Source organism: Leifsonia sp. LS1, assembly GCF_020521355.1.
GTDB lineage: Bacteria > Actinomycetota > Actinomycetes > Actinomycetales > Microbacteriaceae > Leifsonia.
Genome location: NZ_BPER01000010.1, coordinates 17,461 through 39,024 on the forward strand (window position 1 = coordinate 17,461; position 21,564 = coordinate 39,024).

Consider the following 21,564-nt stretch of genomic DNA (forward strand, 5'->3'; position numbering starts at 1 on the left):
ACGGTACGGTGAGGCATTGTGACCGACAGCACTGCCACCACGCGCCCGCGCCGTTCCGCTCGCAAGTCGGGGTGGAAGTCGCTGCTGCGGGATGTCGTGGTCATCTTCGTTGTCGCGGTGCTCGTGTCGTTCCTGATCAAGACGTTCGTCGCGCGCTCGTTCTACATCCCGTCGGGGTCGATGGAGAACACCCTCCAGATCAATGACCGGATCATCGTCAACGAGCTGCAGCCGAAGCTGTTCCCGCTCCAGCGCGGCGACGTGGTCGTGTTCAAGGATCCGGGCGGGTGGCTTCCGGCGCCCGCACCCAGCACCGGCAATGCGCTGCAGCAGGGCGTCGGCGCGGTGCTCGACTTCGTGGGCCTGGGTGCCTCCGACAGCGACCAGCACCTCGTCAAGCGCCTCATCGGCCTCCCCGGCGACACGGTCAGCTGCTGCAACGCGCTCGGTCAGATGAGCGTGAACGGCGTGCCGCTCAAGGAGCCCTACGTGCTCCTCCCCGCCGGCGTCCAGCAGGTGTCGGGCAAGCCGTTCGAGGTCACCGTGCCGGAGGGCAAGGTGTGGGTGATGGGCGACAACCGCTACAACTCGGCCGACTCCCGGTACCACATGGACGACCCGGGCGGCGGGTTCGTCCCGCTGGACGACGTCGTCGGCAAGGCGTTCGTGATCAGCTGGCCGCTGAGCCACTGGACCTGGCTGAGCGACTACCCCGAGACCTTCGCCGGGGTCGAGGACGCCGAGAAGAAATGACCGCGGCCGGTCAGTTCTCGGCGCGGCCCCTCCGCCAGTAGCCCATGAAGGCGACGCGGTGGCGGTCGATTCCGTGGCCGCGCACCAGGAGGCGGCGCAGCGCCTTGACCGCGGCGGACTCGCCGGCGATCCAGGCGTAGAACCCTGCCTCGCCCTCCTCCGGCAGCTCCCACAGCACGTCGCGGTCGACGTCGACACGGTCGAGGCGCTGCCGCTCCGGTGCTGCCGCCCGGGCGACGACCTCGGGATGCTCGGCCAGCCAGCGCTCGATCGCGGGCACCAGGGCGGTGCCGGTCTCGGCGTCGCCGCGGGCCGACCAGGTGATCGTGACGCCAGGAGGTGCCAGAAGAGGCAGCGCGTCCTCGGGGGCGGGGACCTCGAGGAACACGTGGGCCGTGCAGTCCTCCGGCCGGGACTCCAGGATGGCCGCGACGGCGGGCACCGCCGTCTCGTCGCCCACGATGAGGAGGTCCTTGCAGCCGCCCGGGTGCCAGTCGATGCCCATCCCCGTCGTCGTGCTGCGGGCGTCCGGGCCGACGATCACGAGCTCGTCGCCGGGGGCCGCGGCCAGCAGCCAGCGGGCCGCGGGTCCGCCGTCGCCGTGGGACACGAAGTCGATGTCCACACGGCGATCCGCCGGGTCGGAGACGCGAACGGTGTAGGTGCGGAACGGGTTGCGCAGATGCTCGGGCAGGGCACGCCAGCGGTCGTACCAGTCGCCCGCGGCCAGCGACTCCTCGTCGTCGAAGCCGAGGTCGGAGATAGTGCCGTCGGCGAGCGGGAACAGGAGCTTGATGCGCTGGTCCAGGCCCTCGGTGCCGAAGTGCTCGAAATCGTCGCACGCGAAGCTGACGCGGGTGAAGTGCGGGCTGAGCGGCCGGACGGCGGACACGCGCGCCCGGTAGGGCCGGTAGGCGGGACGGTCGGTGCGGGCCGGGGCGGTGGTGGTCACGCGGGCGTGCGCTCCTCTCGGGCGTCGCCGATCCCGCGCGCGACGGGACGGGGGATCGGTACGGGAAGTAAGGCAAGGCTACACTAACCAGCTCCCCGCCCGGCTGGGAGTCCACGCCGTCCCGTCCTTCCGGCCGCGATCGCAGCGGTGCACAATGTCGACCGGGCCAACGGCAAGCCGGAGCTGCGCCCGTTCATGGTCTGGGAGTGACCCGGTAGCGGTGCTCCGGGCGGCCGGTCGCGCCGTACTGCAGGGCGACCTCGGCCAGCCCCCGAGCCGCGAGCGCCGCGAGGTATCGCTGCGCCGTGGCACGGGAGACCCCGACCGTCGCAGCCACGTCGGCGGCGGTCCGCTCCCCCGTGCGCAGCTCGTCGAGGACCCGCTGCTCGGTCGCAGACCGCGAACCGGCCGCGGACCCGTCTCCGGAGTGGAGGATCCGCAGCGCCCGCTCGACCGCCTCCTGGTCGGCTCCGCGATCGTCGGTCAGGATGTTGCGGTACCGCTGGTAGGCGTCGAGTCGCTCCTCGAGCATCCGCGCGTCGAAAGGCTTGATCAGGTAGGCGAGCGCCCCGCGTCGGAGCGCTCTGCGCACGGTCGCGCCGTCCGCGGCGGCACTGATGACGAAGGTGTCGACGTCGAGCTCGGCCAGCAGATCGAGGCCGTCGCCGTCGGGCAGGAAGACGTCGAGCAGGACGAGATCGGGAGCGTGGTCGCGGACCGCGGTCCGCGCCGCCCGCGCGGAGACGACCGGCTCCAGCGTCGTGAATCCGCGACGCCCGTCCACGAGGTCGCGGTGCAGCCCCGCGACGCGGAAGTCGTCGTCGACGACGAGCACCCGGATGTCGGTGCTCATAACGGACCACCCCTCTCCGCCGCGGCCGCCCGGGCCGTCGGAGTGTCGGCGACGACCGTGCCCGGCAGCCGCGCGCAGAACACCGCGCCGTGCCCGTCGCCGCCCGGGTCGACGAGCCACACGTCGCCCCCGCGGCGGCGTGCCAGATCCCGGCTCAATGGAAGGCCGAACCCACGACCGTGCACCGCGTCGTCGCCGAGGCCCTCGACGCCGGCGTCTCGGGCCGAGCTCTCCGCGACCCGTCCCACGCCGCGCCCGGAGTCGCTGACGGTCGCGAAGAGCGTGTCCCCGTCGTCGAGCAGTTCCACCTCCACCCAGCGCGGCTCCGCGCCGTCCACGGCCGCGTTGACCGCGTTGTCGACCAGGTTGCCGATCACGGCCGCGACGTCCTCCGCCTCGGCGACGGCGCCGACGACGAGCGTCTCGGGGCCGAGCGAGAGGAGCACCCCGCGCTCCGCAGCCTCCACCCCCTTCGCCCCCAGCAGCGCCTGGAGGTACGGCTCCTGGAGGCGGTCGGCGTGCTCGACCGGGAACTTCAACGGCCCGCGCGCGACAACATCGTCGAGGAACGCGCGCGCATCCTCGGTGCGACCGGAATCGATCAGACCGACGATGACGTGGAGGCGGTTCGCGAACTCGTGCCGCTGGGCGCGGAGCGCGTTCGTCATCGACGCCACGGCGTCGAGGCGTTCCGTGAGGGAGACGAGGTCGGTGCGGTCCCGGACGACCGCGACGGCGCCGAGGTCACGTCCGTCGCGTTCCACCCGCCGGAGGTCGACGTAGAGCACGCGGCCGCCGACGACGACGGCCTCGCCGACCACCGGCTCGCCCGCGACCACCAGCGCGACGACCCGGGGATGCACTCCCGTCTCGGCGATCGGCAGGCCGACCGATGCGGGTGCGGCGCCGAGCAGCTCGGCGGCCCGTCCGTTGCACACGCTGACGACGCCCTCCGGGGTGACCGCGAGGACACCCTCGCCGACCCCGTCGAGCACCGCGGCGCGATCCTGGACGAGCGCGGCGAACTCCTCCGGCTGGAGCCCGAGGGTCACCCGCGTCAGCCGGCGCCGGATCAGCCAGGAGGCGCCGGCCCCGATCGCGAGCGCGCCCGCGGACGCCGCCCCGATGGCCGTGAGGAGCCCGGGCAGGCCGCCGAAGACGCTCGCGCTCGCAAAGCCGACGCTCACCTCTCCGACCGGGAGCCCGTCGTCCGTCGCACGCACCGGCACCTTGGCGCGCGCCGATTCGCCCAGCGTGCCGGACTCCCACGCCACCGTCTCACGGCCGGCCATCGCGTCGGCGAAGCTCGTGCTGACCGGCTCGCCGAGCCGATCGGGGTCCGGGTGGGCGAGCCTGATGCCGTGGTCGTCGGTGATGACGACGAACAGCGCGCCCGTGCGGTTCCGCACATTCTCGGCGAGCGGCTGGAGCGGGCCGCCCACCAGTGCGGCGGCCTCCGGAGTGCCCGGGTCCTCGCTGTAGCTCGCGACCGCGGCGCGGATATCCGAGTCCTCGGCGACCGTGCGGGCGATCGCGAGCGCGGAGGCCTCGGCCTCCTGGCGCAGCTGGAGGACGCCCAGCCACGTGAACGCTCCCGCGCACACGGCGACGACAGCGGAGACGGTGGCGACCTGCAGGAGGAGGACCTGGCTGGCGAACCGCACGCGGCGCCTCCCTCCCGTCTCCGTCGTCCGGACCAGCGTAGGCGGAGACGGTGTCGCCCGGCGAATGCGCAGAATGCGCAGAATCTTCTGATCGCGCAGATCGCCGAGGAATGCGCGATACCGCGACGCGGGCTCTGGCCGTCCCTACGGTGTGGGGAAGTCCATCCCACTCGACGAAGGAGTCGACGTGCTCGTCATCCTCGGATTCGCCATGATCCTCGCTTTCATGGCCCTCATCATGACCAAACGGCTGACGCCGATGGTCGCCCTCATCATCGTCCCCACCGTCTTCGGCCTGTTCGCCGGAGCGGGCCTGGGTCTCGGCGACATGATCGTCGACGCGCTCAAGGACCTCGCGCCGACGGCCGCCCTGCTCATGTTCGCGATCATGTTCTTCGGCATCATGATCGACGTCGGGCTGTTCGACCCGCTGATCCGCTTCATCGTGCGCTTCCTCGGCGACGACCCGGCGAAAGTCGTCCTGGGCACGGCCCTCCTCGCGGGAGCCGTCTCCCTCGATGGGGACGGGTCGACGACCTTCATCATCACGACCTCCGCGATGCTCCCGATCTACCTCCGGCTGGGCATGAGCCCGGTGGTGCTCACCTGCGTCGCGGGGCTGGTCAACGGCACGCTGAACATCGTGCCCTGGGGCGGCCCGACGGCACGCGCCGCCGCCGCGCTCAAGGTCTCGCCCAGCGACATCTTCGTGCCCATGCTCCCGTCCCTCGCCGTCGGCCTGGTCGTGGCCTTCGCCCTCGTGTGGGTGCTCGGCGTCCGCGAGCGCAACCGCGTCGGCAGTCTGGCGCTCTCCGAGCCGTTCGCGACGGAGGGCGGCGGAGAGCCCCGGCGTCGACTCGGCGTCCTGCAGGGCGGCCGACTGATCCGCGGCGCCCAGGCGGCTCCGGGAGCGCGCGGCTCCGTGGACACCCGGGGCATCGTGACGGTCCGAGGAGGCGGCGCCGCCGCGACGGCCGACACGGCGACGGCGACGCTCGCGGGCACCGCGCTCGACCCGGGACGCCCCACACTGCGACCGCGCCTGATCTGGGTCAACCTCGCCCTGACGCTCGTCGTGATGGTGCTGCTGGTGATCGACGTGCTGCCGCTGGCCTACATCTTCATGGTCGGCTCCGCCCTCGCGCTGATCGTCAACTTCCCGAAGCTCCGCGCCCAGGCGGACGAGATCGTGGCGCACGCCCCCAGCATCGTCGGGGTCGTCTCGATGGTGCTCGCGGCGGGCGTGCTGGTCGGCGTCCTCAACGGGACGGGCATGGTCACCGCGATGGCCCAGTGGGTCGTCGACATCGTGCCCGCCTCGATGGGCCCCTTCCTGGCCGTCATCACCGGCCTGCTGTCGATCCCGATGACGTTCTTCATGTCGAACGACGCGTTCTACTACGGGATCCTGCCGATCCTGTCGGAGACCGCGGCGACATACGGGATCAGCCCGGTCGAGATGGCGCGGGCGTCGATCATCGGGCAGCCCGTCCACCTGCAGAGCCCGCTCGTGCCCGCCATTCTGCTGCTGGTCTCCCTCGCGGGCGTCAACCTCGGCGACCACCACAAGAAGGTGCTGTGGCGCGCGCTCCTGGTGTCCCTGGTCATGCTCGCGGTCGGCGTGCTGCTGGGAGCCGTGCCCTTCGGGTGAGACGACGGAGGGCCGGGCATCGATCGCGATGCCCGGCCCTCCGCCTGCTCCGTGCCGCGCGGTTGCGCTCAGCCGCAGTAGGAGTTCAGCGTGTCGAACTGGTCGCTGAGCGTGTTGACGTCGTCCTCGAGCTGCGTCGAGTCGCGCTGGTCGGCCGGGGTCGCGATGTACGCGTCCAGATCGGCCTTGAACGTGTCGATGTCGGCGTTGAACGCGTCGACCTCCGACGACAGGTCCGGGTCGCTCAGGCTCGAGGTCGCGAGTGTGAAGGCGTCGAACGCGCTCACCAGCGCCGCCTTCGCGGTCTCCGGGTCGTCCGCGAGGTTCGGGAGCTGCTCGTTGACCACCGGGAGGAGGCTGTCCGCCGCCGCCGTGAAGCGCGCGCAGTCCACCGTGAGGGCGATGTCGTCGGACGGCGCGCTCGGGATCGCCGTCGGCAGGTTGCGCACGGCGGTGGCCACGGCCAGACCGCTCATGACCGAGACGATGATGAGGATGGTCACGCCGACGATGGTCAGCGCGATGCTCACGTAACCGATGATGAGGCCCGCAAGGGCGAAGCCGCGACCCTTCTCGCCCGTGCGCTTGATCTGGCCGAGCGCGATGTGGCCGCAGATGATGCCGACCAGGCTGATGAAGAACGACCCGACGAACGACACGATCGCGAGCACGTTGGTGGTGCCGGAGGAGGGCGCGGGCGCCTGGTACGGCTGGTACGGCGGCACCGGGCCGCCCGCGGCGGGTGGCACGGGAGGGGCGGCGGCGTAGCCCGGCGCAGGCGCGGCGTACGCCGGGGCGTCCGGAGCGCCGGCGGCCGGAGCCGGGGTCGGAGTCGCAGGGCCGGCGGGCTGCTGCGGCTGGGTCTGGGAGCCTGCGGTGTCGCCCGGCAGTTGCGACGCGGGCGGCACGTCGGCGGAAGGCGGGGTCGGGTTCGAGGTGGGCTCGTCGGAGCCGGGAGGGGTCGTCGTCACGGGAGTCTCGCTTCTGGTGAATGGGGACGAAACGTACCGCCCGGGCGACGTGGCCCCCCGGCACGGCCTTCCGAGTCTACGAGGCGAGCGGGAACTCGGCACCCTCTCGGCGGCGAGCCTCGCCCGAACCGCTCTCAACCTGGGTGAATCGTGAGCGCTACCTGATGTTTGTGTCGTAGAAACCGTACAGGTGACCGACTGAGCCCGCCGATCCGGCTCAGAACGGCGCGCCCCTAGACTCGGGGCATGCTGCTGGTGTTCCTGGCCGTGCTCGTCATCATGGCGGTGACGCTGTTCGACATCCTGTCGCGGGACCCGGCGCTCGTGCGCCTGCCCAAACCGCTGTGGGCGATCCTCGTGATCCTGTTCCCGCTGATCGGCAGCGCGCTCTGGTTCCTGCTCGGCCGTCGTGCCGCCCCGGCGTCGCCAGGGGCGCGCACGATCGTGGTCCGGGAGGCGACGCGGTCGACGCCTGCGTCGGAGCAGCCCCTCAGCACGGAGGAGCAGCTCGCCGCTCTCGAACGCGAGATCGCGGAGGACCAGCGGTCGCGCCGCATCGCCGAGCTCGAGGCCGAGCTGCGCCGCCGCCGGGCGGAACCCGACGGCGACGCCGTGTGAGGACCGGCCGGCTCAGAAGTCGGTGTGGCCCAGCCGCGGCTCGGCCACGAACTCCGCGGTCGCGTCGGCGGCCGACTCCAGCTCGAGGATCACGAGTTCGTTGCGGCCGGCCTTCACAACCGGTCCGGGTACGTGCAGGGTCTCCTGCGGCCCGCGGGTCCAGTAGCGGCCGAGGGCGAACCCGTTGACCCAGGCGACGCCCTTGCCGAATCCGGTGGTGTCGAGGAACAGCGTCCCCGGTTCGTCGACCTCGAAGAAGGCGCGGGCGAACACCGGCCCGGCCAGCCGCTCGGGCGCGGGGTCTCCGGCCGCCACCGAGGCGTCGAGGGCGTCGCGCACGGCGGCGAGGGAGGGCAGGCGCAGCGGGAGCACGCTCCACCGCTGCAGCTCCTCGCCGTTGAGGTGGACCGGTCCGATGAGCCCCTTGGACTCGCCGATGCGGGGGCCGTAGTCGACGCGGCCCTGGTCCTCGACGAGCACCGTCAGGGTGCCGCGGCTCGGAGAGAGGGTGATCGCGCGGTCGTGGTGGTCGCGGGCGAGCACGCCGACCCGGGCCGTCCCGACGAAGACGTACGCACGGTCGCGCACCTCGCCGAACTCCAGCACGGCGGGCTCCTGGGTGTCGATCTCGGTGCGGTAGAGCCCGAAGCCGGTGTAGTGGCCGAGCTCGTCGAAGGTGGGCACCTCGTCGGTGTGCTCCCACTCCCCCAGCCGCTCGGCGACGGCGAACAGCGGGACGGACGACTCGAAGGTCTGCGTGAAGGCGGGGGCGGCGGCCGCGACCACCGGCTCCTCGGACGGCACGGCGGCGTGCTTCGCGATCACTTCGCGGAACGCCCAGAACTTCTCCGTCGGCTCGCCCGCCTCGTCGAGCGGGGCGTCGTAGTCGTAGCTCGTGATGATGGGCTGGTAGACGCCCTTGTCGTTCGCGCCGTTCGTGAAGCCGAAGTTCGTCCCGCCGTGGAACATGTAGATGTTGACGGAGGCGCCGAGCGCGAGCAGGTCGTCGAGGTCGGCGGCGGACTGCTCGACCGGCGTGGTGTGGTGGTGCGCACCCCAGTGGTCGAACCAGCCGTCCCAGAACTCGGAGCACATCAGCGGGCCGGTGGGCTGGTGCTCGCGCAACGTGGCGAGGCGCTCCTTCGAGCGCGAGCCGAACGAGGCGGTCTTGAGCAGTTCCGGCAGCGAGCCGTTCTCGAGCATGTCAGGCTGCGGCTGATCGACGGTCGTGAGCGGCACGGTGATCCCGGCCGTGCGGAAGACCTCGACGAGGTGGCGCAGGTAGTCCTTGTCGTCGCCGTACGCGCCGTATTCGTTCTCGACCTGCACGAGCAGCACGGGGCCGCCCTCGTGGATCTGGAACGGCTTGACGATCGCCAGCACGCGCTCCATGAACGCGGTGACGGCGGCGACGAACGTCGGCTCGGAGCGGCGGATGCCGACCGTCGGGTCGGTGAAGAGCCAGGCGGGGAGGCCGCCGTTGTCCCACTCCGCGCAGATGTAGGGGCCGGGGCGCACGATCGCGTGCATCCCCTCCTCCTGGATGGTGCGGAGGAAGCGCGCGAGGTCGAGACCGCCCTCGGTCGTCCACTCGCCCGGACGGGGTTCGTGGGCGTTCCACGGGACATAAGTCTCGATGGTGTTGAGCCCCATGAGCCGGGCCTTGCGGATGCGGTCCGCCCAGTCGTCCGGGTGCACGCGGAAGTAGTGGATCGCTCCCGAGAGGATGCGGTGCGGCTCTCCGTCGAGCACGAAGTCGTCGCCGACGATCTCGAACGTGGTCATGCTGTGGGTCTCTCCTGAAAGATGTGGTGCAGACGCGTGGCCGGCCGCGACGAGCGACCGGCCACGCGGGCCGTCACTCGCCGGTGACGGTGAATCCCTGCTGGTTGCCGTACTCGACGAGCTGCTTCTGCCAGGCCTCGAGGGCCGGGTTCAGGCTCGAGTTCGCGGTGTACGCCTGCCCGACCGTGTCGCCGTAGATGCTGTTCGCGTAGACCTGGAACGGCAGGTACTGCCAACCCGAGGAGACGTTCTTCGCACCGTCGACCAGGACCTCGTTGATCTTCTGGCCGCCGAAGTACTCCGGAGCCTGCGCCAGGAAGTCGGACGAGTTCAGGTCCTTGGTGGTGGACGGGAAGCCGCCGGACTCGAGGAACACCTTGATGCTGTCCTCGCTGTTGTTCAGCCACTTGAGGAAGCCCGCGGCGAGCGCCTGGTTCTTGCTCTGCTTCAGCACGACCTGGCCGCCGCCGCCGTTCTCGGCGTTGGCCGGCGTTCCGTCATAGGTCGGGATGGGCGCGACCCGCCACTGGCCGGAGCCGTCCTTGACGGAGGACTCGAGCACGCCCGGCATCCACGCGCCGGTGACCAGGGTCGCGATCGAGCCGTTGCCCAGGGCCTTGAACCAGTCGTCGCTCCAGCCGGGCACGCTGGAGAGCAGCTTGCCCTCGACCAGCTTGTCCCAGGTGGCGGTCCACTTCTTGGTCCCCTCGTCCTGGAGGTTGATCGAGACCTTGGTGCCGTCGACCTGGAACGGACGACCGCCCGCCTGCCAGATCATCGAGGTGGTGAAGCCGGAGTCGCCCGAGTCGCTGGTGATGTAGGCGTTCGGGTCGGCTGCGTGCAGCTTCTCCGCTGCGGCGGCGTACTCGTCCCACGTCTTCGGCACCTCGATGCCGTACTTGTCGAAGACGGTCTTGTTGTAGAACATCGCCATGGGGCCGGAGTCCTGCGGCAGTCCGACGAGCTTGCCACCGACGTTCACCGATCCCCAGGGGCCGGCCGTGTAGTCGCTCTTGAGCTTGTCGAACCCGTACTGCGTGAGATCGACGAGGGAGTCGGAGAGCGCGAACTGCGGGATCGCGTAGTACTCGACCTGCGCGACGTCCGGCGCACCAGAACCGGCCTTGATGGCGTTCTGGAGCTTGGTGTACTCGGTGGTGTTGGTGCCGGCGTTGACGAGCTTCACCTTCACCTTCGGGTATGCCTTCTCGAACGCGGCGACCTGGGCCTCGGCCGAGGGCGTCCACGACCAGTACGTGATCGTTCCGCCCTTCTGCAGAGCCGCCTCGACGTCGGAGGAGTTGCTGCCGCTGGACGAGGAGCCGGAGCCGGACGAGCACGCAGCGAGGGAGGCGCCGACGAGGGCGCTGGCGACGACGGCTGTTGCCACGCGCCGGAGCGTCCGCGAACGCAGGATGCGATTCATGGGTGTTCCTTTCACTTCATTGGGAGGTGTGGTGCAGGTGGTGCGGGTGATGGGTCACTGCTTCACGCTGCCGGCGGCCAGACCCGACTGCCAGTAGCGCTGGAGCACCAGGAACGCGGCCACGATCGGGATGATCGTGATGAGCGAGCCGGTGATCACGAGGTTGAAGATCGGTTGCGCGCCGACCCCGGTCGCCTGCGCGCTCCACTGGCTGAGGCCGACCGTGAGGGGGTACCAGGTCGGATCGCTCAGCATGATGAGCGGCAGGAAGAAGTTGTTCCAGGTCGCGACGATCGCGAACAGCGCGACCGTGACGATCCCTGGGGCGAGGAGCCGCAGCGAGACCGTGAAGAAGGTGCGGAACTCGCTCGCGCCGTCGATCCGCGCGGCCTCCAGCAGCTCGGCGGGGACGGCGTCCGTGGCGTACGTCCAGATCAAGTACATCCCGAACGGGCTGATCAGGGAGGGGAGGATGACCGCCCACGGGGTGTTGGTGATCCCCATCTGGCTGAACAGCAGGAAGGTCGGGACCGCGAGCGCGGTGCCCGGGACGGCGATCGCGCCGAGGACGACCGCGAACACCGCGCGCTTGCCGGGGAAGTTGTACTTCGCCAGGCCGTAGCCCGCCACTGTCGCCAGCAGCGTCGCCCCGCCCGCTCCGACGACGACGTAGAGCAGCGTGTTGCCGAGCCACTGCAGGAAGATCCCGTTGCGGTAGGTGAAGGTCTCCGCGATGTTCTGGAAGAGGTTGAAGTCTTTGCCGAACCACAGACCGAACGTCGAGTAGAGATCGGGCTGGCTCTTCGTGGCGTTGACGATGAGCCAGATCAGAGGCACGAGCGAGTAGATCGTGAGGACGACCATGACGATGGTGAGGACGGGCGACTTGCGGATGCGGCGGCCGGATTCGGGCGCTTTGCGGTTCGCCCGTGCCGCCGCACGCGACGGCGCCTTGCGAGTGTCGGTGACGGCGGCCATCAGCGCTGCTCCTTTCGCGATCCGCGGAGCTGGACCACGTAGGCGATCACCGCGGTGACCACGCCCATCACGATCGCGACCGTGGCGGCGTAGTTGAACTGCTGCCCGGCGAAGGACAGGTTGTAGGCGTACATGTTGGGCGTGAAGTAGCTGGTGATCGCGTTGGGTGCGAGCGCCTTCAGCAGCTGCGGCTCGTTGAAGAGCTGAAAGCTGCCGATGATCGAGAAGATCGTCGCGATCACGAGGGCGCCGCGGATGGCGGGGAGCTTGATGCTGAAGACGGTGCGGACGGCCCCCGCGCCGTCGATCTCGGCCGCCTCGTAGAGCTCACCCGGGATGACGCGCAGGGCCGCGTAGAAGATCAGCATGTTGTAGCCCATGAACTCCCAGGTCACGATGTTGCCGATCGATCCGAGGATCCACTGCGAGGTCAGCGGCGCGAACTGGGTGCCCAGAAGGTGGTTGATGCTGGCGGTGAGGCCGAACTGGTCGCCGTAGAGGAATCCCCAGATCAGGGCCGCGACCACGCCCGGCACCGCGTAGGGGAGGAAGAGGGCGATCCGGAAGAAGCTGGAGCCGTGCAGCCGGGCGCTGTCGAGCGCGAGCGCCGCGAGCAGCGAGAGCGCCAGCATGATCGGCACCTGCACCAGGAGGAACAGCGCGACCCGGCCGAACGACTCCCAGAACTTCGGGTCCTGGAACACGGCGACGTAGTTGTCGAGGCCCACGAAGGCGTTGCCGCCGATGAGCTGCTGGCGGAACAGGCTGAGGTAGATCGCGTAGACGACCGGCGCGACGATCATCGCGATGAAGACGACCATGAACGGGGCGACGAAGGCCCAGCCGCGCCAATCCCGTCGGGTGCGGCGCTTGCGGGGTCTCGGGGTGGCGGCCTGCCGGCTGGCCGGCGGCGTGAGGGACGTCGTTGTCATGGCCTTCCTTGGATGGTTCGGGGGCAACACGAAGATGTTTACGTCAACATCTGCTGGCATACCCTAACATGTTGACGTCAACATCGCGCAAGTCGAATTCAGAAGATCCCGCACGACGGGCGCAGAACTCAGCAGAATGAGGAGCTATGACCGAGTCGATCGCCGATCCCGCGCCCGTCGCCGCGCCGCGGGCCGGTCGCAAGCGGGGGCCCTCCCTCGGCGACGTCGCGGCACACGCCGGCGTCTCCACCCAGACCGTGTCGCGGGTGGCCAACGGCCTGACCAACGTGGAGGCCGCCACCCGCCAGCGGGTGCTGGCCTCCATGCATGCCCTCGGCTACCGTCCCAACCACGCGGCGCGCGCCCTCCGGTCCGGCCGATTCCGCAACCTCGGCGTCGTCATGTTCACCCTGTCCTCCTACGGCAACATGCGCACCCTCGACGCCATCGCCGTGAACGCGGCGACGGCCGGCTACTCGATCACGGTCGTGCCGGTCGAGCGCCCGACGCAGCAGGATGTCAGCGTCGCCTTGTCGCGGCTCCTGGAGCAGGCGGTCGACGGGATCGTGATCGTCATCGAGGCGCACATCGTCGACCGCGCCGACGTCGAGCTGCCCGAGGGCCTCTCCGTGGTGGTCATCGACTCCACTCAGCGCCCCGACTACCCGCAGGTCGACAACGATCAGGCCCTGGGCGCCCGCCTCGCCACCGAGCACCTCCTGTCGCTGGGCCACGAGACGGTGCTGCACATCTCGGGGCCGGCCGAGTCGTACTCCGCCACCCGCCGCGAGGCCGCGTGGCGCGAGACGCTGGAGGCCGCCGGTGCACCGGTCCCGGACGTCCTCCACGGTGACTGGTCCACCCAGGCCGGATACGAGCACGGCCTCGCCATCGCCGAGCGCCCCGACGTCACCGCCGTCTTCGCCGCCAACGATCGCATGGCGCTCGGTGTGCTGCGCGCCCTGCACGAGGCCGGCCGCCGCGTTCCCGAGGACGTCAGCGTCGTGGGCTTCGACGACATGGCGGAGTCCGACTCGTTCTGGCCGCCCCTCACGACCATCCACCAGGAGTTCGAGGCCACCGGCCGCCGCGCGGTCGAGCTGCTCATCGCCGAGATCGAGGGGCGCCCCGAGCCGATCACCTCGACCGTCGTCCCGACGCGTCTCGTGGTGCGCGCGAGCACCGGGCCCGCACCCGCCTGACACCGGTCGACCGCGACAATTCCGGAGACGAAGCCCGCACAGGGCCGAACCTCCGGAGTTCCGGAGGAAATTCCGGCGCGTCGACACGGAAGTCCGGAGTTCCGGAGGATCGACGACGTCGCCCGGCGACCCGGGTCTTCGTCGCGACCTCGGAGGCTCTCGGCCACGGGTTCGCCGCCGATCCGGCGAGCTGAGCCGGATATACTGCCTTCGTCCGGCGGGCCACCCGCCGATGCTCGCAAAAGGGGCACGAGGCGCGCGCGGGGATGCGCGCGCGAGACACATACGGAAGCTCGTATCCGTCCGTCTCGAAAGGCCCCGCCATGCCCTCCGTCTCCGCTCACGTCGCCGCCACCCTCGCCAGCCACGTCCAGCACGTCTTCGGGGTGATGGGCAACGGCAACGCCTACGTGCTCGACGCGCTCGAGAGGCAGGCGGTGGTCCCGTACACGGCCATGCGCCACGAGGGCGGAGCCGTGGTCGCGGCCGACGCCTTCCATCGCGCCTCGGGCGGGCTCGCCGCCGCGACGGCCACCTACGGCGCCGGTTTCACGAACACGTTGACTGCGCTGGCCGAGGCGGTGCAGGCGCGCATCCCCCTCATCCTGCTCGTGGGCGACGAGCCCACCTCGGGGCCGCGGCCGTGGGGCGTCGACCAGATCGCGCTGGCGTCCGCCGTGGGCGCGCGCACGTACACGGTGGGCAGGACGGACGCGGCGGCCACGACGATGATCGCCGTCGAACACGCCCTCACCTATCGTGTGCCGACCGTGCTGGCGATCCCCTACGACATCGCCACCCGCGAGGCCGGGCCCATCCCGCCCGCCCCGCAGCCCGTCCTCCCCTCGGCCCTCCGCCCGACCGGCCCGTTCGCGGCGGCGACGGTGTCGGCGGTGGCGGCCGCACTCGCGCAGGCGCAGCGCCCGGTGCTCCTCGCCGGACGCGGCGCGTGGATCGCCGGGGCCGGCGACGCCCTGGGCGACCTGGCCGAGGCGACCGGCGCTGCCACGGCGACCACCGCGCTCGGCCGCGGTGTGTTCCCCGACGAGCGATACGACCTCGGGGTGACGGGAGGATTCGGCGCGGAGGGCGCCATGGCGGCGATCAGGGAGGCCGACACGGCCGTCGTCTTCGGGGCCTCCCTCAACCAGTTCACGATGCGGTTCGGCGACCTGTTCGCACCGGGCACGCACGTCGTGCAGGTGGACGTCGCGGCAGCCGCCACCCACCCGCACGTGGGCGTCTACGTCCGCGGCGACGCGCGCGTCGTGGCGGAGGCGCTGGTCGCCGAGCTCCGCGACCGCGGCGCCCGCGCCTCGGGCTGGCGGGAGACCCTCGACCTGCCCGCGCTCCGCGAGCGCGAGCACGGATCCGCCGACGGCCTCGCCCCCGACGGCCTCCTCGACCCCCGGGCGGCCGCTGCCCGCATCGGCGAGCTGCTGCCGGAAGACCGTGTCGTGGTCTCCGACGGCGGCCACTTCATCGGCTGGGCGAACATGTACTGGCCGGTCGCCTCCCCCGACCGGATGATGATGGTCGGCACGGCGTACCAGTCGATCGGCCTGGGCTTCCCGAGCGTGGCCGGCGCGGCGGTCGCGCACCCCGCGTCGACGGTCGTGCTGACCACCGGCGACGGCGGCGGCCTGATGGCGCTGGCCGATCTGGAGTCGGCCGTTCGCGTCGCAGGCGGGCACGCCGTCGCCGTGGTGTGGAACGACGCGGCTTACGGTGCTGAAGTGCACGTGTATGGCCGCAAAGGCCTCGCGGAGGCTCCCATGCTCATCCCCACCGTCGACTTCGCCGGTCTCGCCCGTGCCGTCGGCGCCGAGGCGGCGGTCGTCCGCTCGCTCGACGACCTCGCCGTCCTCGCCGACTGGGTCGCACGGCCCGCGGACGAGCGGCCCTTCCTGCTCCTCGACCTGCGCGTCTCCCCCACCGTGGTCGCTCCCTACCAGGAGGAGATCGTCCGCATCAACGGCTAGCGGGCGCCGTAGATCGCGGAGCGCGCCTGCTCTGCCTCGTGGTCGGGGCCCAGCGGGATGCCGGTGCGGTCGCGCAGCAGGAGGGTCGCGATCAGCCCGATGACCGTCATCCCGGCCAGGTACAGGGTCACCGAGAACGTCGACCCGGTCGCCTGCACGAGGGCGGTGGCGATGGTGGGCGCGAATGCTCCGCCGAGGATGGCCCCGATCGCGTACGAGATCGACACCCCGGAGAAGCGCACCGACGCGGGGAAGAGCTCCGCGTAGTACGCCGCCTGCGGCCCGTAGGTGAAGCCGAGGCCGACGGTCAGCACGGCGACGCCGAGGAACAGCAGCCAGATGTTGCCGGTGTTCACCAGCGGGAACAGCGAGAAGACGCCGACGAGCTGCAGGATCCACCCGGCGATGTAGGTCGTGCGGCGGCCGATCGCGTCGCTCAGCCGACCCGCGTACCAGGTCGACAGCAGCCAGGTGACCGCCGAACCGGCGACCGCCCAGAGCACAGGGCCGCGGTCGAGCGCCAGCGGGCCGTCCGGGTTCGTGGCGTAGTTCTGGATGTAGCCGCCCGTGGTCATGTACCCGACCGCGTTGTTGCCCGCGAAGATCAGCGCGGCGATCACGACGAGGAGCGCGTGCTTGCGGAACAGCTGCACGATCGGGGTGCGAGTCCGCTCCTTGCGCTCCGCGATCTCGAGGAAGACGGGGCTCTCCTCGACGCGGCGGCGCACGTAGTAGCCGATCAGGATGAGCACGATCGACAGCAGGAACGGCACCCGCCAGCCCCAGACGAGGAAGGCGTCCCCGGGGGCGATCACCGCCATCAGGGCCATCGTGCCCGACGCCAGGAGCAGCCCGAGCGGCACTCCGATCTGCGGCGAGGCGCCGAACAGGCCGCGGCGGGCGGTCGGCGCGTGCTCCACGGCCATCAGCACCGCGCCTCCCCACTCGCCGCCGGCCGAGATGCCCTGCACGATGCGCAGCAGCACGAGCAGGATCGGCGCGGCGATGCCGATGGCCGCGTAGGTGGGAAGGAGCCCGACGAGCGCCGTCGCCGCACCCATGAGGATGAGCGTGACCATGAGCACGAGCCGACGGCCGTACTTGTCGCCCAGGTGCCCGGCGACGAACGCCCCGAGCGGCCGGAAGAGGAAGCTGACGCCCACGGTGAGGAACGACAGGATGGTCGCGAACTGCGGGCCGGCCGGTTCGAAGAACAGCTGGCCGAACACCAGGGCCGCCGCCGACGCGTAGATGAAGAAGTCGTACCACTCGACGGTCGTGCCCACGACAGTCGCGAACACCACCCTCCGCCGGTCCGTTCTGGCCGCGAAGCTCCCGGTCGGCGTGAACGCGGCGGACGGGGGCGGGGCCGGCTGGTTCGAGGACGGCTGTGTGCTCATTCGGGGTTACTCCTTCGATCGACGTCGTCGTCAGTGCCGAGCAGCGGGGGCTCGGGAGGGATGCGGATAGTATATGATACGATTTCGGATATTTCGACCCCTCGCCTGAGCCGGATATGATCGCCTTTCGATGGCGACCGACGAACGAACGCAGAGCAAGTCCCGCGCCGCCTACGACTGGGTCAAGGCGAGGATCGCGCGGCGCGAGTACACGCCCGGCTACCGGCTCGTCCTCGGCGCGATCGCGGCGGAGCTCGACATGAGCGTGGTCCCGGTGCGCGAAGCACTGCGCCAGCTGGAGGCGGAGGGCCTCGTCACCTTCGAGCGCAACGTCGGCGCGCGCGTCGCGATGGTCGACGAGTCGCAATACGCCTTCAGCATGCAGACGCTCGCCGTCCTCGAGGGCGTGGCGACCGCCCTCGCCTCCCGGTCGCTGACCTCCGGCGACCTGCGTCGTGCCCGCGACATCAACGACCGCATGGTCGCAAGCCTCGACCACTTCGACCCGGGCGCGTTCACCGCCCTCAACCACGAGTTCCACGCGACCCTGTACGCCCCGTGCCCGAACGGCCGGCTTCTCGATCTCGTGGAAGCCGAGTGGGGACGACTGGGCAACCTCCGCAACTCGACGTTCGCCTTCGTCCCGGGGCGCGCACAGGAGTCGGTGCGCGAGCACGAGACCATCGTCGCGCTCATCGAGGCCGGGGCGCCGGTCGACGAGATCGAATCCGCCGCACGCCGCCACCGCGCGACCACCCTCGACGCGTACCTCGCCCACGAGCACGCCGCGCGCTGACGCGCCGCGCCGCCCGGCGGGGCCTCACCCAGACGGCCCGAAGTACGCACGAAAGCGTCGAGACGGCCGATTCTCGGCCGCCTCGACGCCCGCGTCGGATCAGTCCCAGCCGGCGGCCGCGACGCCCATGCCGCTCGGGCCGGCGTCGAGACCGGCGCCATGACCGGCACCGGTCTCGCCGTTCATCACCGCCCATGTTCCGAACGCGACGAGCGCCACACCGACGAGCACGAGGATGACGACGATCAGGGCGGTGGCACGCCTGTGACTCACGGACCCTCCCCCGGGTGGACGACTCAGTCCACCATACGGGGATAACGGTACGTTTCAGAATCGAGGGGCAGTCAGACGGCCGCCGACTGCCGGACCGCCAGGATCGGCGCGAAGAATGCGGCGAGCTCGTCGACGCCCGTCAGGGGCAGCACGTGTGCCACGTACTGATCCGGGCGCACGACGACGATCGCGCCGCCTCGGTCGATCCCGCGCTCCTCGAACACGTCGGCGGCGGGGTCGGCCGCGTACACCTTCTCCTGGTCGATCAGGCCGAACGGCCCCACGCGCGGCCGGAACATCGCGGGCACGGCATTCAGATCGACCTCGGTGTGCGGCTGCTGATAGACGACCTTCACGTCGAAATGGGCGTCCCGATCGGCGCCATCGGGCGTCGAGACGACGACCGGTGAGGCGGGGTCGCCCTCGAGCCAGGCGGCGAGGTCGGCGACGGGCGACGGCTCCCCCGCACGGGCCGCGTCCGCGAACACGTAGATGCGCCAGCGCCCGTCCGCCTTCGCGTGGTGCCCGAGGTGGACCGGGTTTCCGTCGCAGACGCGCGTCGCGATGGGCGACTTGAACCGCTTGCCCAGCGGGAATCCGGAGGCCAGCTCCTGGTGGGTGGCCTCCCCGATGAGAAGGCTCGGCGGGTACTGCGTCATGAACCCGGCCGGGAACTCGGCGGTGCGCACGTAGAAGTCCTCGAGCTCGGTGGGGTCGCCGAGCTCCTCGGGCTTCGCCGCCATGAGGGACGACCATTCGCGGTCGAAGTCGATGAGGTTCTGGGCGATCACCTGCCGCTCGGCCGAGTAGGTCGCGAGCAGACTCTCCGGACTGCGGCCGTCGAGGACGTGCCCGAGCTTCCAGCCGAGGTTGAAGCCGTCCTGCATCGAGACGTTCATCCCCTGGCCCGCCTTCGCGCTGTGGGTGTGGCAGGCGTCCCCGGCGATGAACACCCGGGGGACGCGCGAGCCGCGCTGCGCGGGAAGCACGTCGTCGAACCGGTCGGTGAGGCGGTGGCCGACCTCGTAGACGCTGTGCCACGCGACGTTCTTCACGTCGAGCACGTACGGGTGGAGGATCTCGTTCGCGCGCGCGATGATCTGGTCGATCGTCGTCGCCCGCACGGCACCGTCGTCCCCCTCCTGCACCTCCCCCAGATCCACGTACATCCGGAACAAATGGCCGCCCTCGCGCGGGATCAGGAGGATATTGCCGGCCTCCGACTGGATGGAGCACTTCGTGCGGATGTCCGGGAAATCGGTGACCGCGAGCACATCCATGACGCCCCAGGCGTGGTTCGCCTGGTCGCCCGCGAGCGTGCAGCCGATGGACTCGCGCACCCTGCTCCGCGCACCGTCCGCACCCAGGACGTATTTGGCCCGCACGATCCGCTCCGCACCCGCCTGCTCGCCCGCCGTGTGCACGAGGCGCACGGTCACGGGATGCTCGCCTTCCTCGGCCACCGTCAGCCCCACGAACTCGTAGCCGTAGTCGGGGCGCATGCGCGTGGGGGCGTCGGCCATGAACTCGGCGAAGTAGTCGAGCACGCGCGCCTGGTTGACGATCAGGTGCGGCCATTCGCTGATGCCCGTCGGGTCGTCGACGGCACGGGCGGCGCGGTGGATGCGCGAGGGGTCCTCCGGGTCCGGCTTCCAGAACGCCATCTCGGTGATCCGGTACGCCTCGCCGATGATGCGCTCCGCGAAGCCGAAGGCGTCGAAGGTCTCCACGCTGCGTGCCTGGATGCCGTCGGCCTGACCGATCGCCAGCCGTCCCGGCCGCCGTTCGACGATGCGCGTCGTGACGCTCGGGAACTGCGACAGCTGCGCCGCGGCGATCATGCCGGCGGGTCCGGACCCGACGATGAGCACGTCGACTTCGTCGGGCAGCTCGTCGGGACGATCGATGCCGGTGCCTGCGACGGGCTGCACACGGGGATCTCCGGACACGTAGCCGTGGTGGTGGAACTGCACGGGCATTCCTCACTTCGCTGTGGGGCTTGTTCGATTATCGAACAGCGGGTTCTGATATCGCACACCGATCATAGGCATGCGACAGCAGCGCGACAAGAGCGCCGCACGAACCCGAGGAGGCGGGGAGGGAGGAGGAGACGAACGGAGCCGGCTGCGGGACTCGAACCCGCGACCGCTCGCTTACAAGGCGAGTGCTCTACCAACTGAGCTAAGCCGGCGACGACGGCTGGCCCGTCGCCCACCATCCTACGGGATGGGGTGGAACCGTTCCGAGAGGATCAGCCCGCGGCCGGTGTCGTCGTCGGCGTCGGCGTCGGCGTGGCGGTCGAGGAGTACTCGTCGCCCTGGGCCTGCAGGATGAACGCCTTGAAGTCGTCCGCGTCGGTGAGGGAGCCGGTGTACGGCTTGCCGTTGACGAGGACGAGGAGCGCGTTCGTCATCTTCTTGACATCGGAGTCGGGCAGCGGTCCGCTGAGGGCACGGTCGCTCGCCGACGTGACCCAGGACTTGAACCGGCCGTCGTCGATGCAGGAGTCGATGCTCGAGATGCTCGTGGCGCCCGCCGCGGCGACGCGCTTCTTGAGCTCCTGGTCGCTGAGACCGGGGCTGCCCTCCTTGGGCTGCTTCTCGAACAGCGACGCGTTGAACTTCCAGTATGCCGCCGGCGAATAGTTGGCCACGCAGGCGGCGGCGTTCGCGGCCCGGAGCGAGTACTTCGTCCCGGCAGAGTGGCTGGTGTAGATGGCGACCGGGTGCATCTCGACGATCACCGCACCGTCCTTCACGAGCGGCTCGAGCTGCTCGAGGTTGGTGCGCTGGAAGTCTCCGCAGAGGTCGCAGAGATAGTCGGCGTAGATACGGATGTCGACGGCGGCGGCATTGGGGTCCGGCGTGGTCGCGATGGGCTTCGAGTCGGCCGCGAGGGCCGGAGTCGTGGCGACCTTCAGGCCTGCGCCGATCACGACGCCGTCGCTGGCCATGTTCTTCGGGCCGGGGACCGTCGGGCGGATGGCGCCGACGATGACGACGGCGACGATGGCGATGACGGCCAGAACGCCGACCGCGATCCCACCGCCGATCAGCGCGCGGTTGCGGCGGTCTTTGCGCTGCTGAGATGTGCGGAGCTGGCGGGCTTTCTCCCGCGCGACTGCACGGACGTCGCCGTTCTCGTCGGGGTCGGTCATGGGGGAATCACACTCTCGGGGTCGATCGGGGCTGCGCAGGGGGACGCAGCGGCGGCGTCGCGCACCGGGGAACGCACGCAACCGGTCGATCGTATTCACCCAGTCTGGGAATAGACCAGACGGTCGCTGGACGCGCGGAGCACGACGGCGGCGCCTCGAACCGGGAGCGGT

18 protein-coding genes and 1 tRNA gene are annotated in these 21,564 nt (G+C 70.5%); 6 read left to right on the top strand and 13 right to left on the bottom strand.

Going from position 1 to position 21,564, the window contains the following annotated elements; genetic code table 11:
- Positions 1–18 precede the first annotated feature (18 nt).
- Positions 19–753 (top strand): signal peptidase I, encoded by a 735-nt coding sequence (lepB, locus tag LLS1_RS16460; protein ID WP_226657256.1) that lies wholly within the window; start codon positions 19–21, stop codon positions 751–753.
- Positions 754–763: 10 nt separating this feature from the next.
- Here lepB and LLS1_RS16465 read toward each other — a convergent pair whose 3' ends face one another.
- From LLS1_RS16465 to LLS1_RS16475, 3 genes are all read right to left on the bottom strand, one after another.
- Entirely contained in the window at positions 764–1,705 is a 942-nt protein-coding gene (locus LLS1_RS16465) for a siderophore-interacting protein (protein WP_223357695.1), read from the bottom strand.
- Positions 1,706–1,898: 193 nt separating this feature from the next.
- Positions 1,899–2,558 carry a response regulator gene (locus LLS1_RS16470; protein ID WP_223357697.1) on the bottom strand — a complete coding sequence of 220 codons (660 nt, stop codon included), beginning with the start codon at positions 2,556–2,558 and terminating at the stop codon, positions 1,899–1,901.
- On the bottom strand, positions 2,555–4,222 hold the full coding sequence (locus tag LLS1_RS16475) for a sensor histidine kinase (RefSeq protein WP_226657258.1): 1,668 nt from the start codon (positions 4,220–4,222) through the stop codon (positions 2,555–2,557). The genes LLS1_RS16470 and LLS1_RS16475 overlap by 4 nt, the downstream gene beginning before the upstream one ends.
- A 151-nt stretch (positions 4,223–4,373) precedes the next feature.
- On the opposite strand from LLS1_RS16475, the gene LLS1_RS16480 reads away from it, so the two are divergent.
- Positions 4,374–5,873: a CitMHS family transporter gene (locus LLS1_RS16480; protein WP_374758286.1), complete on the top strand. Its 1,500-nt coding sequence runs from the start codon at positions 4,374–4,376 to the stop codon at positions 5,871–5,873.
- A 68-nt stretch (positions 5,874–5,941) separates the two neighbouring features.
- On the opposite strand, the gene LLS1_RS16485 is transcribed toward LLS1_RS16480, so the two are convergent.
- On the bottom strand, positions 5,942–6,844 hold the full coding sequence (locus LLS1_RS16485; protein WP_226657262.1) for a DUF4190 domain-containing protein: 903 nt from the start codon (positions 6,842–6,844) through the stop codon (positions 5,942–5,944).
- Between the two features lie 246 nt (positions 6,845–7,090).
- Here LLS1_RS16485 and LLS1_RS16490 point away from each other — a divergent pair, with 246 nt between their 5' ends.
- Complete coding sequence (locus LLS1_RS16490) at positions 7,091–7,462, top strand: PLD nuclease N-terminal domain-containing protein (RefSeq protein WP_226657263.1); 372 nt, start codon at positions 7,091–7,093, stop codon at positions 7,460–7,462.
- Between the two features lie 12 nt (positions 7,463–7,474).
- Here LLS1_RS16490 and LLS1_RS16495 read toward each other — a convergent pair whose 3' ends face one another.
- The 4 genes from LLS1_RS16495 to LLS1_RS16510 form a co-directional block, all read right to left on the bottom strand.
- Positions 7,475–9,247, bottom strand: coding sequence for a beta-galactosidase family protein (locus LLS1_RS16495; protein ID WP_226657265.1), 1,773 nt, complete (start codon positions 9,245–9,247; stop codon positions 7,475–7,477).
- 73 nt (positions 9,248–9,320) lie between these two features.
- Positions 9,321–10,673, bottom strand: a complete 1,353-nt coding sequence (locus tag LLS1_RS16500; protein WP_226657267.1) for a sugar ABC transporter substrate-binding protein — start codon at positions 10,671–10,673, stop codon at positions 9,321–9,323.
- A gap of 54 nt (positions 10,674–10,727) precedes the next feature.
- Positions 10,728–11,651 carry a carbohydrate ABC transporter permease gene (locus LLS1_RS16505; protein ID WP_223357706.1) on the bottom strand — a complete coding sequence of 308 codons (924 nt, stop codon included), beginning with the start codon at positions 11,649–11,651 and terminating at the stop codon, positions 10,728–10,730.
- The gene (locus tag LLS1_RS16510; protein ID WP_223357707.1) at positions 11,651–12,583 is read right to left on the bottom strand and encodes a carbohydrate ABC transporter permease; all 933 of its coding nucleotides are present in this window, start codon (positions 12,581–12,583) and stop codon (positions 11,651–11,653) included. The genes LLS1_RS16505 and LLS1_RS16510 overlap by 1 nt, the downstream gene beginning before the upstream one ends.
- A 146-nt stretch (positions 12,584–12,729) precedes the next feature.
- Here LLS1_RS16510 and LLS1_RS16515 point away from each other — a divergent pair, with 146 nt between their 5' ends.
- Positions 12,730–13,785 carry a LacI family DNA-binding transcriptional regulator gene (locus LLS1_RS16515; protein ID WP_226657269.1) on the top strand — a complete coding sequence of 352 codons (1,056 nt, stop codon included), beginning with the start codon at positions 12,730–12,732 and terminating at the stop codon, positions 13,783–13,785.
- A gap of 323 nt (positions 13,786–14,108) precedes the next feature.
- Complete coding sequence (locus LLS1_RS16520; protein ID WP_226657271.1) at positions 14,109–15,767, top strand: thiamine pyrophosphate-binding protein; 1,659 nt, start codon at positions 14,109–14,111, stop codon at positions 15,765–15,767.
- On the opposite strand, the gene LLS1_RS16525 is transcribed toward LLS1_RS16520, so the two are convergent.
- The gene (locus LLS1_RS16525; protein ID WP_226657273.1) at positions 15,764–17,167 is read right to left on the bottom strand and encodes an MFS transporter; all 1,404 of its coding nucleotides are present in this window, start codon (positions 17,165–17,167) and stop codon (positions 15,764–15,766) included. The genes LLS1_RS16520 and LLS1_RS16525 overlap by 4 nt on opposite strands.
- A 130-nt stretch (positions 17,168–17,297) precedes the next feature.
- On the opposite strand from LLS1_RS16525, the gene LLS1_RS16530 reads away from it, so the two are divergent.
- Positions 17,298–17,963, top strand: coding sequence for a GntR family transcriptional regulator (locus LLS1_RS16530; RefSeq protein ID WP_223357711.1), 666 nt, complete (start codon positions 17,298–17,300; stop codon positions 17,961–17,963).
- Positions 17,964–18,062: 99 nt separating this feature from the next.
- Here the strand turns inward: LLS1_RS16530 and LLS1_RS16535 are convergent, their stop codons facing one another.
- The 4 genes from LLS1_RS16535 to LLS1_RS16550 all read right to left on the bottom strand — a co-directional run bounded on the left by LLS1_RS16535 (position 18,063) and on the right by LLS1_RS16550 (position 21,393).
- The gene (locus LLS1_RS16535; RefSeq protein ID WP_226657274.1) at positions 18,063–18,236 is read right to left on the bottom strand and encodes a hypothetical protein; all 174 of its coding nucleotides are present in this window, start codon (positions 18,234–18,236) and stop codon (positions 18,063–18,065) included.
- 71 nt (positions 18,237–18,307) lie between these two features.
- Positions 18,308–20,209 (bottom strand): FAD-binding monooxygenase, encoded by a 1,902-nt coding sequence (locus tag LLS1_RS16540; RefSeq protein WP_226657358.1) that lies wholly within the window; start codon positions 20,207–20,209, stop codon positions 18,308–18,310.
- A gap of 145 nt (positions 20,210–20,354) precedes the next feature.
- Positions 20,355–20,427: transfer RNA gene (locus tag LLS1_RS16545), tRNA-Thr, on the bottom strand.
- Positions 20,428–20,487: 60 nt separating this feature from the next.
- Positions 20,488–21,393 (bottom strand): thioredoxin domain-containing protein, encoded by a 906-nt coding sequence (locus tag LLS1_RS16550; protein WP_226657276.1) that lies wholly within the window; start codon positions 21,391–21,393, stop codon positions 20,488–20,490.
- Between the last annotated feature and the right edge of the window lie 171 nt (positions 21,394–21,564).